The following is a 16,124-nucleotide window of genomic DNA, read 5'->3' on the forward strand; positions in this document are numbered from 1 at the left end:
TAGTAAAATACACAGGTATTCCGATGAGTAAGATGCTGATAGTAAACAGGGATTGTTGTTCCAGTGGTAACGTTTTTTTAACAAGATGTAATAGTTGAGTGAATTACTAGGTTAAATAGTTGACTGTTTTACTCAGGAATGAGAAAATTAACGCGTTCGATAAGTAAGCGTGTTTCATCTTTTTTCTTAAAGGTTACTATTTGCCATGAGACTGACATCCAAAGGCCGTTACGCTGTTACAGCCATGCTTGATGTGGCATTGCACTCCCAGGAAGGGCCAGTTCCACTGGCAGATATTTCCGAACGTCAGGGCATCTCGCTCTCTTATTTGGAACAATTATTTTCACGCCTGCGCAAAAATGGATTAGTTTCCAGCGTGCGTGGGCCAGGCGGTGGTTATTTGCTGGGTAAAGACGCAGCCGAAATCGCCGTAGGTACCGTGATCACTGCCGTTGATGAATCTGTTGATGCAACGCGCTGTCAGGGTAAAGAAGGTTGTCAGGGTGGAACCCGTTGTCTGACGCACACGCTATGGCGTGACCTGAGTGAGCGTATCAGCGGTTTTCTGAATAACATCACTCTGGCTGAATTGGTGAATAACCAAGAAGTGCTGGATGTTGCCGATCGCCAGAATTCCGATACGCGTCGTGGTGCCAATACTAACGGTCGTCAGGACACGATTAACGTGAATCTGCGCGCATAAGCAGCTGCGACGACGAGCCATAACACTTTCTTTAAATGTACTAATTTGGAAGTGATGTACGGAGCAAGAGAATGAAATTACCGATTTATCTAGACTATTCAGCCACTACGCCAGCCGATCCGCGCGTAGCTGAAAAGATGATGCAGTTTTTAACCTTGGACGGTACTTTCGGTAACCCGGCTTCGCGTTCCCACCGTTTCGGGTGGCAGGCGGAAGAAGCGGTCGATATCGCACGTAACAACATTGCTGAACTGGTCGGTGCCGATCCGCGTGAGATCGTCTTTACCTCCGGTGCAACCGAATCTGACAACCTGGCGATTAAAGGCGCTGCCAATTTCTATCAGAAAAAAGGCAAGCACATCATCACCAGCAAAACCGAACACAAAGCTGTGCTGGACACTTGCCGTCAGTTAGAACGTGAAGGCTTTGAAGTGACCTATCTGGCACCGCAGCGCAACGGCATTATCGATCTTAAAGAGCTGGAAGCAGCCATGCGTGAAGACACCATCGTGGTTTCTATCATGCACGTAAACAATGAAATCGGCGTGATTCAGGACATCGAAGCTATCGGTGAACTGTGCCGCAGCCGTGGCATCATCTTCCACGTTGATGCGACGCAAAGCGTTGGCAAACTGCCGATCGATTTGAGCAAATTGAAAGTCGATTTGATGTCCTTCTCCGCCCACAAAATTTATGGTCCGAAAGGGATTGGTGCGCTGTACGTTCGCCGTAAACCGCGCATTCGTATTGAAGCACAGATGCACGGCGGTGGTCATGAACGTGGTATGCGTTCAGGTACGTTGCCTGTTCATCAGATCGTCGGTATGGGTGAAGCTTACCGTATCGCTAAAGAAGAAATGGCTACCGAAGTTCCACGTCTGCGCGCGCTGCGTGACCGCTTGTGGGATGGCCTGAAAGATCTTGAAGAAGTGTACCTGAACGGCTCTTTAGAGCACGGTGCACCGAATATCCTGAACGTAAGCTTTAATTACGTCGAAGGCGAATCGCTGATTATGGCTCTGAAAGATCTGGCCGTGTCTTCTGGTTCTGCCTGTACTTCTGCGAGTTTGGAGCCGTCATACGTGCTGCGTGCTTTGGGAATGAACGATGAGTTAGCACACAGCTCAATTCGTTTCTCATTGGGTCGCTTTACCACGGAAGAAGAGATCGACTACGCCATCGCTCTGGTTCGTAAGTCTATTGGTCGTCTGCGTGACCTGTCTCCGCTGTGGGATATGTTCAAGCAGGGCGTAGACATCAGCACCATCGAGTGGGCTGCTCATTAATCTCAGGATTCAAATTTAAGGAGTAACGTTATGGCTTACAGCGACAAAGTTATTGATCATTATGAAAACCCGCGCAACGTCGGTTCCTTCGACAACGAAGATCCGAGCATTGGTAGCGGCATGGTCGGCGCACCAGCGTGTGGCGACGTGATGAAGTTGCAGATTAAAGTCAACAATGAGGGTATCATTGAAGACGCCCGCTTTAAGACTTATGGCTGTGGTTCAGCAATCGCATCAAGTTCACTGGTTACCGAATGGGTAAAAGGCAAATCTTTGGATCAGGCTCAGGCTATCAAAAACACTGATATCGCTGAAGAACTGGCTCTGCCTCCGGTGAAGATTCACTGTTCGATTCTGGCTGAAGATGCCATTAAAGCGGCGATTGCTGATTATAAAACTAAGCATTCCGCTAAGTAATCTGTAGACGTTTTTCAGTGGGTTTCAGGACTGGCGATTTAAGATTGAATCGCCAGTAGCCGTTATCAGAGAAACGCTTAATAAGAATTGAGGTTGTTGTATGTCTATTAGCATGAGCGACGCTGCCGCACAGCGCGTACAGACATTTTTGGCTAACCGCGGTAAAGGGTATGGCTTACGTCTGGGAGTGAGAACTTCTGGCTGTTCGGGAATGGCGTATGTACTGGAATTTGTTGATGCACCTAACGAAGATGATGTGGTGTTTGAAGACAAAGGCGTAAGAGTGATCGTTGATGGTAAAAGCTTGGCGTATCTTGATGGTACTCAGCTGGACTTCGTGAAAGAAGGCCTGAACGAAGGCTTCAAATTCAACAACCCAAATATGACTAGCGAGTGCGGCTGCGGCGAAAGCTTTAACGTCTGATTGGCCGGACTACTGACGTATCGCAACGTTTTGTATACCCGTCATACTTCGAGCCGCATGTGCGTTGGCTACGTTTGTTGACCCTAGCCATATTTCTAGGGACCCACAAACTTGCCGCCTTCCTGTAACTCGAATTATTTAGGGTATATGAGGTATTCTGGGATACCTCATCCACAGACCAACATCAGAGCACGGCATGGATTACTTCACATTATTCGGGCTGCCGGTTCGCTACCCAGTGGACGGCAGCCTTCTTGCTTCACGCTATCAGGAATTGCAGCGCCAATTCCATCCCGATCGCTATGCGTCTAAACCGGAACGCGAGCGTATGCAGGCTATTCAACAAGCTGCCACCATCAATGATGCCTACCAAACGTTAAAACACCCTCTTAAACGCGCAGAGTATATGCTGCTATTACAAGGGTTTGACTTAGGCAATGAACAGCACACCATGCGCGATACGTCGTTCCTGATGGAACAACTTGAACTGCGTGAAGAGCTGGATGGTATTGCGCGGCATGCCGATCCTGAAGAGGCGCTCATGGCCTTTTCTGCGCGGATCGCTAAAATGACCAAAACGCGCAGTGCGCAAATGCTTTCCGAGCTGGATCAACAGCAGTGGGAATCAGCCGCAGACACCGTGCGTAAGCTACGTTTTCTCGACAAGCTACAGCAGCAAGTGGAACAACTCGAAGAAAAACTGCTGGGCCTATAACCGATTTTTGATTGCGTTGATTCAATGGATGTTTTCAAACAGAAATTGTTCTGACAAATCTTGTTTAACGGAAGCTCAAGATGGCTTTATTGCAAATTAGTGAGCCGGGGCTGAGTGCTGCTCCGCATCAACGCCGTTTAGCGGCGGGTATCGATTTAGGTACGACCAATTCATTGGTGGCGACCGTGCGCAGCGGCCAAGCAGAAACTCTGGCCGATGCGCAGGACCGTCATTTGCTGCCTTCTGTCGTTCATTATCTGAAAGATGACATTGTAGTTGGCTACGATGCTCGCCAACAGGCAGCGCAAGATCCGGTTAATACCATCAGCTCCGCTAAGCGTCTCATGGGACGCTCTTTGGCTGATGTTCAGGCGCGTTATCCGCATATGCCGTATCAGTTTGAGGCGAGCGAAAATGGTTTGCCGATGATGATCACGGAAGGGGGCTCGGTTAACCCTATTCAGGTGTCTGCCGAGATCTTAAAAGCGTTGGCTGAACGCGCCAAAGTGACCTTAGAAGGTGAGCTGGATGGCGTGGTCATTACCGTTCCTGCCTATTTTGATGACGCACAGCGTCAGGGAACCAAAGATGCTGCGCGTTTAGCCGGTCTGCACGTGTTGCGTTTGCTCAATGAGCCCACGGCGGCAGCGATTGCTTATGGTCTAGACTCCGGCCAAGAAGGCGTTATTGCGGTCTATGATTTGGGCGGCGGCACCTTCGATATTTCTATCTTGCGCCTAAGCCGTGGCGTATTTGAAGTGCTGGCAACCGGCGGCGATTCCGCGCTGGGTGGCGATGATTTCGATCACCTATTAGCCGATTTCCTGCGTGAACAATCTGGCTATGCCGATCGCAGCGATGCGCGTATTCAGCGCCAGTTCCTTGACGTGGCGGTTGAGGCCAAGATCGCACTCAGCGATGCTGAAAAAGTCGACGTTGAAGTTGCGGGTTGGAAAGGCAGCGTGACTCGTGAACAGTTTGATGAACTGATTGGCACGTTGGTAAAACGTACTTTGCTGTCATGCCGCCGTGCGCTGAAAGATGCAGGCGTGACCGCTGATGAAGTGATTGAAGTGGTTATGGTTGGCGGTTCAACGCGCGTTCCGTTGGTTCGTGAGCTGGTCGGGGAGTTTTTTGGCCGTATGCCGTTGACCTCTATCGACCCTGACCGCGTGGTGGCGATTGGCGCAGCTATTCAGGCCGACATTCTGGTGGGTAATAAGCCCGATTCAGAAATGCTGCTGCTAGATGTTATTCCACTATCGCTTGGTTTAGAAACCATGGGTGGTTTGGTTGAGAAGGTGATCCCGCGTAATACCACTATTCCAGTGGCACGCGCGCAAGAATTTACCACCTTCAAAGATGGCCAAAATGCCATGATGATCCACGTGGTACAGGGCGAGCGCGAGCTGGTACAAGACAACCGCTCTCTGGCGCGTTTCACACTGCGTGGTATTCCGGCAATGCCTGCGGGTGGCGCACATATCCGTGTGACATTCCAAGTTGACGCCGATGGTCTGCTGAGCGTTACCGCGATGGAGAAATCCACCGGCGTTCAGTCGTCGATTCAGGTCAAGCCTTCATATGGTTTGAGCGATGACGAAATCATCACCATGATTAAAGACTCCATGGCTAATGCCAGTGGAGATATCAGCGCGCGTATGCTGGCAGAACAAAAAGTTGAAGCCGCACGCGTGCTTGAGAGTCTGACCGGTGCCTTGGCAGAGGATTCTGCGCTGTTAAGTGAGTCAGAGCTGAGCAACATTAAACAGGCTGTAACTGCATTAGAGCAGGCCGCTGCGGGTGATGTTGCCGGAGATATTGAAGCTGCGATTAAAGTGCTTGATGCACAAACGCAAGAATTTGCTGCGCGCCGGATGGATGCATCTGTTCGCCGAGCGCTGGCTGGTCATTCTGTGGATGAGGTTTAAAAATGCCAAAAATCGTATTTCTTCCTAATCAGGAACACTGCCCTGAAGGCGCAGTTCTTGAAGCTCAGGAAGGCGAAACGATTCTCGACGTTGCTCTACGTAACGGAATCGAAATTGAACATGCCTGCGAAAAGTCTTGCGCATGTACAACCTGCCACTGCATCGTCCGCGAAGGTTTTGACTCGCTGGATGAAAGCAGTGAGCTGGAAGACGACATGCTAGATAAAGCTTGGGGTTTAGAGCCGGAAAGCCGTCTGAGCTGCCAGGCAAAAGTGGCCGATCAGGATCTGGTTGTTGAGATCCCACGTTATACCGTTAACCACGCTCGCGAGCATTAAAAATAAGCGGTTACGCTTGTTTGGGAGAATATTATGGGTCTGAAGTGGCAAGACAGCCGCGAGATTGGCGAAGCGCTGTATGATGCGTTTCCGGATATCGATCCTAAAACCGTTCGCTTCACCGATATGCACCAATGGATTTGCGATTTAGAAGATTTCGACGATGACCCTACAAAATCGAACGAAAAAATTCTGGAAGCTATCCTGCTAGTCTGGTTAGATGAAGCAGAGTAAAAAGTTAAAGGGCTACCTGTGAAGGTGGCCCTTTTACTACAATCCAAATTACTCCAATCCAGATATTGATAGAACACGCTAATCGCAAATCAATTTCACTGAAAAACTAACGATTAATAATGATACCCGCGCTTATTCGAGCTGCCATACAACGACGTGTCGCTGCAAATACGCTGGGTATATCAGGAGAAGATTTATGTCGACCGAATTTATGCCCGTAAGCCTATCCCATCAGCCAGCCGATGCGCGCTGGGGCGAAAAAGCATTGCTGAGTTCCGGTAGCGAAGGGATGGTTATTCATTTGAACGGTAATGGCGAGCTTGTTGCTGTACAGCGCGCTGCGCGCAAGCTTGACGGACAGGGCATCAAACAGGTTCATCTTGCCGGTGAAGGTTGGGACTTGGAAAAATGCTGGGCTTTTTGGCAGGGTTATCGTGGGCCAAAAGGATCGCGTCAAGTGCAGTGGCCCGATCTGAGCGAATCCGATCGCGCTGAATTAGATCGTCGTTTGAAGATCGTCGACTGGGTGCGTGACACGATCAATGCGCCAGCCGAAGAGGTGGGGCCATCTCAGCTGGCACAGCGCGCGGTTGATCTGATGTGTAGCGTTGCCTGTGACAATGTCAGCTACCGCATCACCAAAGGTGAAGATCTGCGCGAGCAAGGGTATATGGGGTTGCACACTGTTGGTCGCGGCTCGGAGCGTTCTCCTGTGCTGTTAGCTCTGGATTACAACCCAACTGGAAACCCTGATGCGCCTGTTCTGGCCTGCTTGGTGGGTAAAGGCATCACCTTTGACTCCGGCGGTTACAGCATGAAGCAAAGCGCCTTCATGGATTCCATGAAATCAGACATGGGTGGCGCAGCTACGGTCACCGGAGCGCTGGCGCTGGCGGTTTCTCGTGGTTTGAACCAGCGTGTAAAACTTTATCTTTGCTGCGCGGATAATCTAGTCAGTGGCAATGCGTTCAAATTGGGCGACATTATTACCTATCGCAACGGTAAAACCGTTGAGATTATGAATACCGATGCGGAAGGGCGTTTGGTCTTGGCTGATGGCCTGATTGATGCTTCTGAGCAGAATGCGGCGATGATCATTGACTGTGCAACCTTGACCGGCGCGGCTAAAACGGCGCTAGGCAACGATTACCATGCCCTGTTTAGCTTTGATGACGCCTTGGCAGCCGACATGCTGCAAAGCGCTGAGCAAGAGAATGAAGCTTTCTGGCGCTTGCCGCTGGCAGAATTCCACCGCAGCCAGTTGCCATCTAACTTTGCCGAGCTCAATAACATTGCCGGTGCGGCATACGGCGCCGGCGCAAGTACCGCAGCGGCGTTCCTGTCTTATTTCGTTAAAGAATACCGTCAAGGCTGGCTGCATATTGACTGCTCTGCAACCTACCGCAAAAGCGCCGTCGATCAGTGGGCTGCGGGCGCTACAGGTTTAGGCGTGCGCGCGCTGGCTAATTTACTGCTGGAAAAAGCGAAAGCGTAATTACGGACTACTGATCCCCACCCAGCCTCCCCCTTCTCAGGGGGAGGGGCCGTCCGAGCACAAATTTATATTGTGCTTCCATTCTGTTCCCTCCCCTGCGAAGGGGAGGGTTAGGGTGGGGTCATTACATATCGATTTTGGAGCACCCGATGAGTTCTCATCATCACGATCACCACCACGACACCCCAGAAGAGCAGCTCGAAAAAAGCTTGGAAAAGGCGGTAAAAGACCCCGCCTATCGCACACTGTTTTATCGCACGCTGCTGGATTCTACGGTTTATATTCTGGCCGAAAGCGGCGTTCAGGATAAAGGCGAGCTTATTATTGCCCCTAACGGTGAGCTGAATGTACAGCATTGGGAAATGCAAGATGGGCTCTCGACGATCCCGTTTTTCTCTTCGTTGAAGATGTTACAGCAGGCAGTGGAAGACGAAGAACAACCGTTTATGGCGTTACCGGTTCGCGATCTGTTCGCGATAACTAAAGGCGCTCAGCTGTTTTTGAATCCAAAATGTGAATATGGCAAAGCTTTCTACGCGCAGGAAGTTGCAATGCTGCTGCAAACGGGCGGTATGGCACAGCCGATGGAGCAGGTGGTTGATGGCGGAAGTAAAATTTTGCTTGGGCAGCCTGAAGCGTATCCGTCTGCCATGGTGGATGCGTTAACCACGCTGTTTACTCAACGCAAAATTGTACGCAATGCCTATTTAGCGATATTTCAGGATCAGGCGGTCGATGAAAAACCTAATTTACTGATTGGGTTAGAAATTGATGGCACTGATGAAGAGATCGATTTGCTCATTCAGGAAACAGGCAGCTTGGCGAGCGAAACCGCGCCAGAAGATGAGCCGGTAGACCTTTGCCTTGTCACCGATGAAAAAGGGGATGCCGTGAGTCATTATCTGAAAACGCATACCCAGCCGTTTTATCAGCGGCGCTGGGGCAGCTGGCTACGCAATAGCATCCCTTCCAGCGGAACTGCCTAATATTTCAATAACGTTGAGAGCCGCAAGGCTCTCTTTGCCATTTTAGGCCTAGCATAATCTGAATTAAGGTTTCGCCATTTCACTTTCATTGTTTGTCACGGATAATAGTGCTATTCGGATTAAAAATGGAAAATGTTATGCGCCAAGGATCATCTCAGTCAAAAAACTGCCGCTCTGTCCGCATGTTGCGTCGTAGTGTACTCGTGGCAGCACTTATTACTGCGCTTTCTGCCTGTGATAACAACGATGTGAAAACCACAACCACATCGGATCCCGCCGCTGTCGCCACGCAAAAGAAAGCGCTGAGTGACACAGATTTGGCGCAAATGGCGAAACAATCGCAGGGTAAAACGCTAACTTTACTCGATGGCTCTGAGCTACAGCTTGATGGCGCGGCTGCGCTTGTGCTCACCTTTTCCATTCCTTTAGATCCTAAACAAAAATTTGCCGATAGCGTCCACTTAGTGGACACCGAAAAAGGCAAAATCGACGGTGCATGGGAGCTTTCAGATAACCTGCGTGAACTGCGGTTGCGTCATCTAGAGCCCAAACGCAAATTGCTCCTCACGATTGATCCCACCTTGGTGGCGCTTAATGGCGCAACGCTAGGTAAAGAAACACAGCAAAAAATTGCTACCAAAGATATTCAGCCAAGCGTTGGATTTGCCAGCCGTGGTTCGTTATTGCCCGGTAAAGTTGCCGCCGGTTTACCGGTGATGGCGCTCAACGTAAACAGCGTAGACGTCAATTTTTACCGCATTAAACCTGCGTCGTTGCCCGCATTTTTATCCGAGTGGGGCTATGGCCAATCGGTAGAATCATGGCGGTCTGATGAACTGCTAAAAATGGCTGATTTGGTCTACAGCGGACGCTTTGATCTCAATCCTCAGCGCAATACACGTGAAAAGCTTCAGCTTCCGCTTAGCGACATAAAGCCTTTGCAAGAGAGCGGTGTTTATCTAGCCGTGATGCAGCAAGCGGGGCGTTACAGCTACAGTAATCCAGCCACTTTGTTAACGTTGAGCGACATCGGTGTTTCACTGCACAGCTATCATGAACGCATGGATGTCTTCACTCAGGCCTTAGCGGGCGGTGGCGCGATGTCTGATGTGGCATTGCAGGTGTTAGATGAAAAAGGGCGTGTGCTAACAGAAGGTAAAACCGACGCGCAGGGGCACGCGCAGCTAAGCAAGTCGCCAAAAGCGAAACTGTTACTGGCTAACCAAAATGGGCAGACCAGTATTATCGACCTGACGCAGCCTGCGCTCGATCTCAGTGAGTTTGATATTGGTGGCCCTGAAGGCTTCAGCAAGCAGCTGTTTGCCTTTGGCCCACGCGATCTTTATCGCCCGGGTGAAACGGTGATTGTGAATGCTCTGCTGCGCGATGCCGATGGACAGCCTTTGCCTGAGCAGCCGATAAAAGTTGATGTGCTACGTCCAGACGATAGCGTAGCGTCGAGCTTCGTTTGGAAGCCGGAGAATGGGTTATACCAATATCGCTATGCACTGCCTGAAAGTGCAGCGACGGGGAAATGGTCGCTGCGTTTCAATCTGGGCGACAACCAGCCGCGCTACTATGCGATTAACGTTGAAGACTTCATGCCTGAACGCATAGCTCTGGAAATAAAACCGGAAAGCGCATCTCCTATTGAGATGCAGCAGAGCGCCAGTTTCAATGTGTCAGGACGCTATTTATATGGGGCTCCGGCGGCGATGAACCGCCTTCAAGGGCAGCTTTATTTGCGTCCGTTGCGTGAGGCGGTTACCGAATTGCCGGGTTACAGCTTTGGTTCGGCCACGGAAGAAAATCTAAAGCGCTCCTTAGATGAAGTTGATACCACGCTCGATGAGCAGGGCATGGCAAGCATTGAAACGGAAAGTCAGTGGGCCGATGTTAAATCTCCTGTACGTCTGATTTTCCAAGCGAGTCTATTAGAGTCTGGTGGTCGCCCGGTGACTCGACGTAGCGAACAGGATATTTGGCCAGCCAAACAGCTGTCAGCGATCCGTCCGCTTTTCGGCCAGCAAGATATTTATGATTACCAGACCAATAGCTATCGTAAGCAGCCGATGGTTGATGAAAATAGCGACGCTGCCTTTGATGTGATCTATGCCGATCCACAGGGGAAACGTCTCGCCAAACAGGGTCTGAAAGCCACGCTGATTCAAGAGCGTCGCGATTATTACTGGCAATGGTCTGAAGGGTCTGGCTGGCAGTCTCAATACGATCAAAAAGATCTGCCCGTCGGTGAGCAAACGCTAAATATCGCCGCTGACGGCAGTGCTAAAGTGAGTTTCCCCGTCGAATGGGGTTCTTACCGCCTTGAAGTGAAAGATCCAGCCAACGGCCTGATCAACAGCGTTCGATTCTGGGCTGGATATCGCTGGCAGGATAATACTGACGGTACGGGCGCAGTGCGCCCCGATCAAGTGAAGCTGAAGCTGGATAAACCTAATTACCAGCCGGGTGAAAAGGTGAAAGTGACCATCAACGCGCCAACCGCCGGCAAGGGATACCTGATGCTGGAATCTGGCGAAGGGCCTTTATGGTGGCAGGAAATTGATGTACCAGAAGCCGGTACCACGGTAGAGGTTCCGCTCAATCAAGAATGGCGTCGTCACGATCTCTATTTCAATGCGCTAGTGGTTCGCCCAGGAGAGAAAGATAAGCAGGTAACGCCAAAACGTGCGGTAGGCTTATTACATATTCCTCTCAATGAAGAAGCGCGTAAGCTGAATGTGACGCTGACAGCGCAAGACAAAATCAGACCAAACCAGACGGTGCCGGTTCAGGTCAACGTTGCTGGGGCCGGTGGCGAGAAACAAAAAGAAGTGACCGTTTTACTTTCCGCCGTGGACACCGGTGTTTTGAGTATTACTGATTTCAAAACGCCCGACCCGTACGACGCTTTCTTAGGTCGTAAACGCTACGGTGCGGATCAGTATGACGTTTATGGGCAACTCATCGAAGGCTCTGGACGTTTAGCAACGCTGCGCTTTGGTGGCGATGGCGAAGATGAAGATGCGCTGTCACGTGGCGGCAAGAAACCACCAACCGAAGTGAATATCGTCGCGCAGCAGCTGCAACGTATCACGCTGGATGAAAATGGCAACGGGACGATTCAGCTTCCAGTTCCAGATTTTAACGGTGAGCTAAGGCTTATGGCTCAAGCGTGGAATGGGCAAAACTTTGGTAGCGCCGAACGTAAAATGACGGTCGCTGCGCCGATTATCGCAGAGCTACAAACACCACGCTTCCTCGCGGGTGGCGATAGCAGCCAGCTGGCGCTGGATGTCACAAATCTGTCTGGGCATCCGCAAACGTTGGGAGTGGCACTGACCGCGTCTGGTCTTATCAGCCTGAGTGGCGACAATACTCAAACGGTTGAGCTCGAAAATGGGCAACGTAAGACTCTCACCATCCCAGTTAGTGCGAATAATGGATTTGGGGATGGCAACGTAGCCATTCGCATCGTCGGAATGCAGCTACCGGGCGAACAAGTCAGTGATTATGAACATAGCTGGAAAATAGGCGTGCGTCCGGCATACCCTGCTCAAACTCGCCATTTGGCGAGCATGATTAAACCTGGTGACAGCTGGCACGTAGATACTGAGCAACTTTCAGGTCTCGTTGCGCCAGAAGCATCACTACTACTGACTAGCCGACCGCCGCTGAATATAGCGCGTTACGTACGTGCGCTGTACGCCTATCCGTACGGTTGTCTGGAGCAAACCACCAGTGGCCTGTTCCCATCGCTGTATACCAATCAACAACAGTTGATACAGCTAGGTATCAAAACCTCTACGGATGATGTTCGCCGACAGAATATTGAAACGGGAATTACCCGTTTGCTGGGTATGCAGCGCTATAACGGCAGTTTTGCGTTGTGGAGCAGCGATGGACCAGAAGAGTATTGGTTAACCGCATATGTTACCGATTTCTTGCATCGTGCGCGTGAACGCGGTTTTGCCGTACAGGATGACGGGTTGAAACAGGCAGATGCCGCGCTGTTGCGCTATCTCCAAGATCGCAATCAAATAGACGTAAACAGCAGCGCACGCCCAGATGCGACGCGTTTTGCCGTGCAGGCCTATGCAGGACTCGTTTTGGCACAGCAGAAACAGGCACCGCTAGGTGCTTTGCGCCAGCTGTATGAGCGTCGTGCTCAGGCCGAGTCCGGTTTACCTCTGATCCAGCTAGGTATTGCGCTTAAGCTCATGGGTGATACACCGCGCAGCGAAGAAGTGCTCAAGCAAGGTCTGGCACTGCAGCGTTCGGCAACGAACTATTGGCTGGAAGACTACGGCAGCCCAGTGCGGGACGATGCGATGATTCTGGCGCTGATGGAAGAGTTTAACCTCGAGCCAACAACGCAGGAGCAACGCTTACTTTCGTTGTCGGATCGATTAACGACCACAGAATATCTTTCGACCCAAGAACAGAACGCGGTATTTATGGCAGGCAAAGGTTTTATTGGCCAGCCGGAAAGTGAATGGAAAGGAGTTATTTCATCGGCGAAGGGCGTTGATTTAGCCTATGGCGAACAGGCTCAGGTTAAAAACTATGATGAATCTTGGCTTACTAACGGCTTGGTGATTAATAACCAAGGCGAGTCAACGCTTTATCCTCGTTTTGACGTTGTAGGCTATCCAAGTAGCGCTCCGCAGCCAATGAGCAATATTCTCAATATCAAACGTGATTTCTTAGGATTAGATGGCAAACCGGTTGATTTGACGCAGCTGAAAAGTGGGCAGCTCATCTTGGTTCATCTGGATGTGTGGTCGTCAGAACACGTGCCGGATGCGCTGGTGGTTGATCTGCTGCCCGCAGGCGTTGAGCTTGAAAATCAAAGCCTGAATGATGCCAGCGCAAGCTTGGATGATGCGGCAACCGAGGTGACTTCGCTGCTCGATGCATCACGCCAGACTACGCTCAAACATCAAGAGTTCCGTGACGATCGCTATGTGGCGGCGGTGGATATTCAGTCTGGCCAGCATACGACTCTGTTGTATCTGGCAAGAGCGGTAACGCCGGGTAAATATCAACTGCCTGCGCCGCAGGTTGAATCAATGTATATCCCGCAGTGGCGTGCCGTTGGGGAAACGCCTTCAACTGTGATTATCGGCCAGTGATAGCTGATTGAGGATGTCACTGAAACGTTTACGCAAGCGGTGCGTGATAATCGCACTGCTTGCGCTGCTGATTGGTAGTGGGTTGTGGCTGGCTGATAAGGTCTGGCCGCTTCCACTTAGCGATGTGCAAGTCGCGCGGGTTGTAGTGGCTGAGGACGGCTCGCCGCTGTGGCGCTTTGCTGATGGGCAAGGCGTATGGCGCTATCCTGTTACGATCAAGCAAGTGTCACCGTATTATCTTCAGGCTCTGTTAACTTACGAAGATCGCTGGTTCTATAAGCACCCGGGTATTAACCCTTTTGCTATTGCGCGGGCGGCTTGGCAAGACCTCAGTCACGGTGAGATTATTTCCGGAGGAAGCACCCTGTCTATGCAGGTTGCGCGTTTACTCGATCCTCATCCCCGCACCTTCGGTGGCAAAGTGCGTCAAATCTGGCGTACGGCACAGCTAGAATGGCATCTCTCCAAGACTCAAATCCTTGAGCTCTATCTTAATCGCGCGCCCTTTGGTGGCACGCTACAAGGCATCGGTGCGGCAAGTTGGGCCTATTTAGGCAAGCCGCCTGATGAGCTCACGCGCGGAGAGGCTGCTTTACTCGCCGTATTACCTCAGGCGCCAAGTCGTTTACGTCCAGATCGCTACCCAGAGCGTGCGCAGGCGGCGCGCAACAAGGTGCTCGATCGCTTGGTGCAGTATCAAGTATGGACAAAACAGCAGGCGGATGATGTGAAGCAGGAGCCTGTTTGGTTGGCTTCACGACAAATGCCGCAGACAGCGCCACTGTTAGCACGGCGCATGGTGCAAACCTATCCACATCAGGATGTCATTCAGACAACAATTGATGCCGCTCTACAGCGGCAGCTTGAAACGTTAGCGCAGGGATGGCTTTCGCGTCTGCCGGCGAAAACATCAGTAGGCGTGCTGATTGTCGATCATACGGATATGCAGGTGAAGGCTTATTTGGGATCGCTGAACTTTGCTGACCGCTCGCGTTTTGGCTATGTGGATATGGTAAGCGCGTGGCGTTCTCCCGGCTCCACTCTTAAGCCGTTTTTGTATGGGCTTGCGCTAGATGATGGGATCATCCACAACGAATCTTTGCTGCAGGACGTGCCGCGCCGTTTTGGCGATTATCGGCCGGGAAATTTTGATACGGGATTTCATGGCGCCGTAGCTGCGAGTGAAGCACTCACGCGTTCGTTGAATCTCCCCGCGGTACAGCTGATGGAGGCCTATGGCCCAAAACGTTTTACCGCCGAACTGCGCAATGCAGGGCTAACATTACGTTTTCCCGCTTATGCTGAGCCTAACTTATCACTCATTCTAGGCGGCGCGGGCATTAGGCTAGATCAGCTGGTTTCTGCTTACAGCTCGTTAGCGCGGCAGGGACAAAGTGCTGATTTACGTTTTGTACCGACAGAAAAAATTCATAATCGACCGCTGATGTCGCCGGGGGCTGCGTGGATTATCCGTCGCACGCTGGCAGGGCAGGCAAGGCCTGAACCGGATGACTCCTTATCGGCGGTAGTTCCGCTGGCATGGAAGACGGGAACCAGTTTTGGCTATCGTGATGCATGGGCCGTAGGCGTGAACGCTCGCTACACTATTGGCGTGTGGGTTGGGCGTCCAGACGGTACTCCGGTTGCTGGACAATTTGGCTACGCCACTGCGATACCGTTGCTGTTTCAACTTAATAATTTACTGCTGAATAATCCACGTTTACGCGGCAATGGATGGCCGACAGACCCTCGGCCGCGCTCGGTCTCCAGTGCGGTGATCTGCTGGCCCGGCGGCCAGCCGCTGAACGCGCAGGATACCAACTGTCGCCAACGCCGCTTTGCATGGATACTGGATGGCACCATTCCACCTACGCTCGTTGCCCCAGGGCAGGAAAGCAGTCAGGGAATTTGGCTGCGTCAGTGGTTAAACGATAAAGGCGAACGTGTTGCTCCTGAATGCGTGGGAGCGGTTGAGAAAAAGCTGGCGCTATGGCCGTTGCCATTAGAACCGTGGCTCCCTGAGGCCGAAAAAAGATCCCACCGTTTGCCGATGGTAAGCCAAACCTGTCCACCGCCGGTCGAGACAATTTCTGCACCACTCATTTTGATTGGGCTCAATAATGGTTCGATTCTGCGCCGTCCGCCGGGTAAGACTCGCATCGATTTGCGCTTAACGACGCAAGGTGGGATAGGGGAACGCTGGTGGTTTTTAAATGGAGAACTGGTTTCTCAGGAACCACAGTTTGCCTATAGTTTCACGCGTGCAGGACGATATCAGCTAACGGTAATGGACGACGGCGGCCAACTGACTAGCGCTGATTTTCAGGTGGAATAATTTTACAGGTGCTTGATTAAGGAACTGCACCATGCGTCGAGCTCGATTGTTCAGTTCAGGCGGCTGTTCCGACCTCTTATTGCGCCAGCGAACTATTTGGACTCTGAGTAATATACCGACCTATC

Annotated in this window: 12 protein-coding genes; all 12 read left to right on the top strand. The window is 51.3% G+C overall.

The features are described 5' to 3' along the window. Positions 1-205: 205 nt before the first annotated feature. The 12 genes from iscR (at position 206) to pbpC (ending at position 15,999) form a co-directional block, all read left to right on the top strand. Positions 206-703 carry a Fe-S cluster assembly transcriptional regulator IscR gene (gene iscR, locus AB3Y96_RS04570; protein WP_004847474.1) on the top strand — a complete coding sequence of 166 codons (498 nt, stop codon included), beginning with the start codon at positions 206-208 and terminating at the stop codon, positions 701-703. 71 nt (positions 704-774) lie between these two features. After that, a complete protein-coding gene (locus AB3Y96_RS04575) occupies positions 775-1,989 on the top strand; it encodes an IscS subfamily cysteine desulfurase (RefSeq protein WP_025800416.1) in 1,215 nt (404 codons plus the stop codon). Between the two features lie 30 nt (positions 1,990-2,019). Further along, positions 2,020-2,406 carry a Fe-S cluster assembly scaffold IscU gene (iscU, locus tag AB3Y96_RS04580; protein WP_025800417.1) on the top strand — a complete coding sequence of 129 codons (387 nt, stop codon included), beginning with the start codon at positions 2,020-2,022 and terminating at the stop codon, positions 2,404-2,406. 100 nt (positions 2,407-2,506) lie between these two features. Continuing rightward, entirely contained in the window at positions 2,507-2,830 is a 324-nt protein-coding gene (gene iscA, locus AB3Y96_RS04585; protein WP_025800418.1) for an iron-sulfur cluster assembly protein IscA, read from the top strand. 196 nt (positions 2,831-3,026) lie between these two features. Then, on the top strand, positions 3,027-3,545 hold the full coding sequence (hscB, locus tag AB3Y96_RS04590) for a co-chaperone HscB (protein WP_040047046.1): 519 nt from the start codon (positions 3,027-3,029) through the stop codon (positions 3,543-3,545). 80 nt (positions 3,546-3,625) lie between these two features. Next, a complete protein-coding gene (hscA, locus tag AB3Y96_RS04595; RefSeq protein WP_367298586.1) occupies positions 3,626-5,476 on the top strand; it encodes a Fe-S protein assembly chaperone HscA in 1,851 nt (616 codons plus the stop codon). Positions 5,477-5,478: 2 nt separating this feature from the next. Further along, a complete protein-coding gene (gene fdx / locus AB3Y96_RS04600; RefSeq protein WP_025800421.1) occupies positions 5,479-5,814 on the top strand; it encodes an ISC system 2Fe-2S type ferredoxin in 336 nt (111 codons plus the stop codon). Between the two features lie 33 nt (positions 5,815-5,847). Continuing rightward, positions 5,848-6,048, top strand: coding sequence for a Fe-S cluster assembly protein IscX (gene iscX, locus AB3Y96_RS04605; protein ID WP_025800422.1), 201 nt, complete (start codon positions 5,848-5,850; stop codon positions 6,046-6,048). Between the two features lie 196 nt (positions 6,049-6,244). Further along, the gene (gene pepB, locus AB3Y96_RS04610) at positions 6,245-7,543 is read left to right on the top strand and encodes an aminopeptidase PepB (RefSeq protein ID WP_063585791.1); all 1,299 of its coding nucleotides are present in this window, start codon (positions 6,245-6,247) and stop codon (positions 7,541-7,543) included. A 149-nt stretch (positions 7,544-7,692) separates the two neighbouring features. Continuing rightward, positions 7,693-8,529, top strand: a complete 837-nt coding sequence (sseB, locus tag AB3Y96_RS04615; protein WP_072307672.1) for an enhanced serine sensitivity protein SseB — start codon at positions 7,693-7,695, stop codon at positions 8,527-8,529. 137 nt (positions 8,530-8,666) lie between these two features. Next, positions 8,667-13,664 carry an alpha-2-macroglobulin gene (locus tag AB3Y96_RS04620; protein ID WP_367298587.1) on the top strand — a complete coding sequence of 1,666 codons (4,998 nt, stop codon included), beginning with the start codon at positions 8,667-8,669 and terminating at the stop codon, positions 13,662-13,664. Positions 13,665-13,677: 13 nt separating this feature from the next. Next, positions 13,678-15,999: a peptidoglycan glycosyltransferase PbpC gene (pbpC, locus tag AB3Y96_RS04625; protein WP_367298588.1), complete on the top strand. Its 2,322-nt coding sequence runs from the start codon at positions 13,678-13,680 to the stop codon at positions 15,997-15,999. Positions 16,000-16,124: the final 125 nt, after the last annotated feature.

Source organism: Hafnia alvei (assembly GCF_964063325.1).
GTDB lineage: Bacteria > Pseudomonadota > Gammaproteobacteria > Enterobacterales > Enterobacteriaceae > Hafnia > Hafnia alvei_B.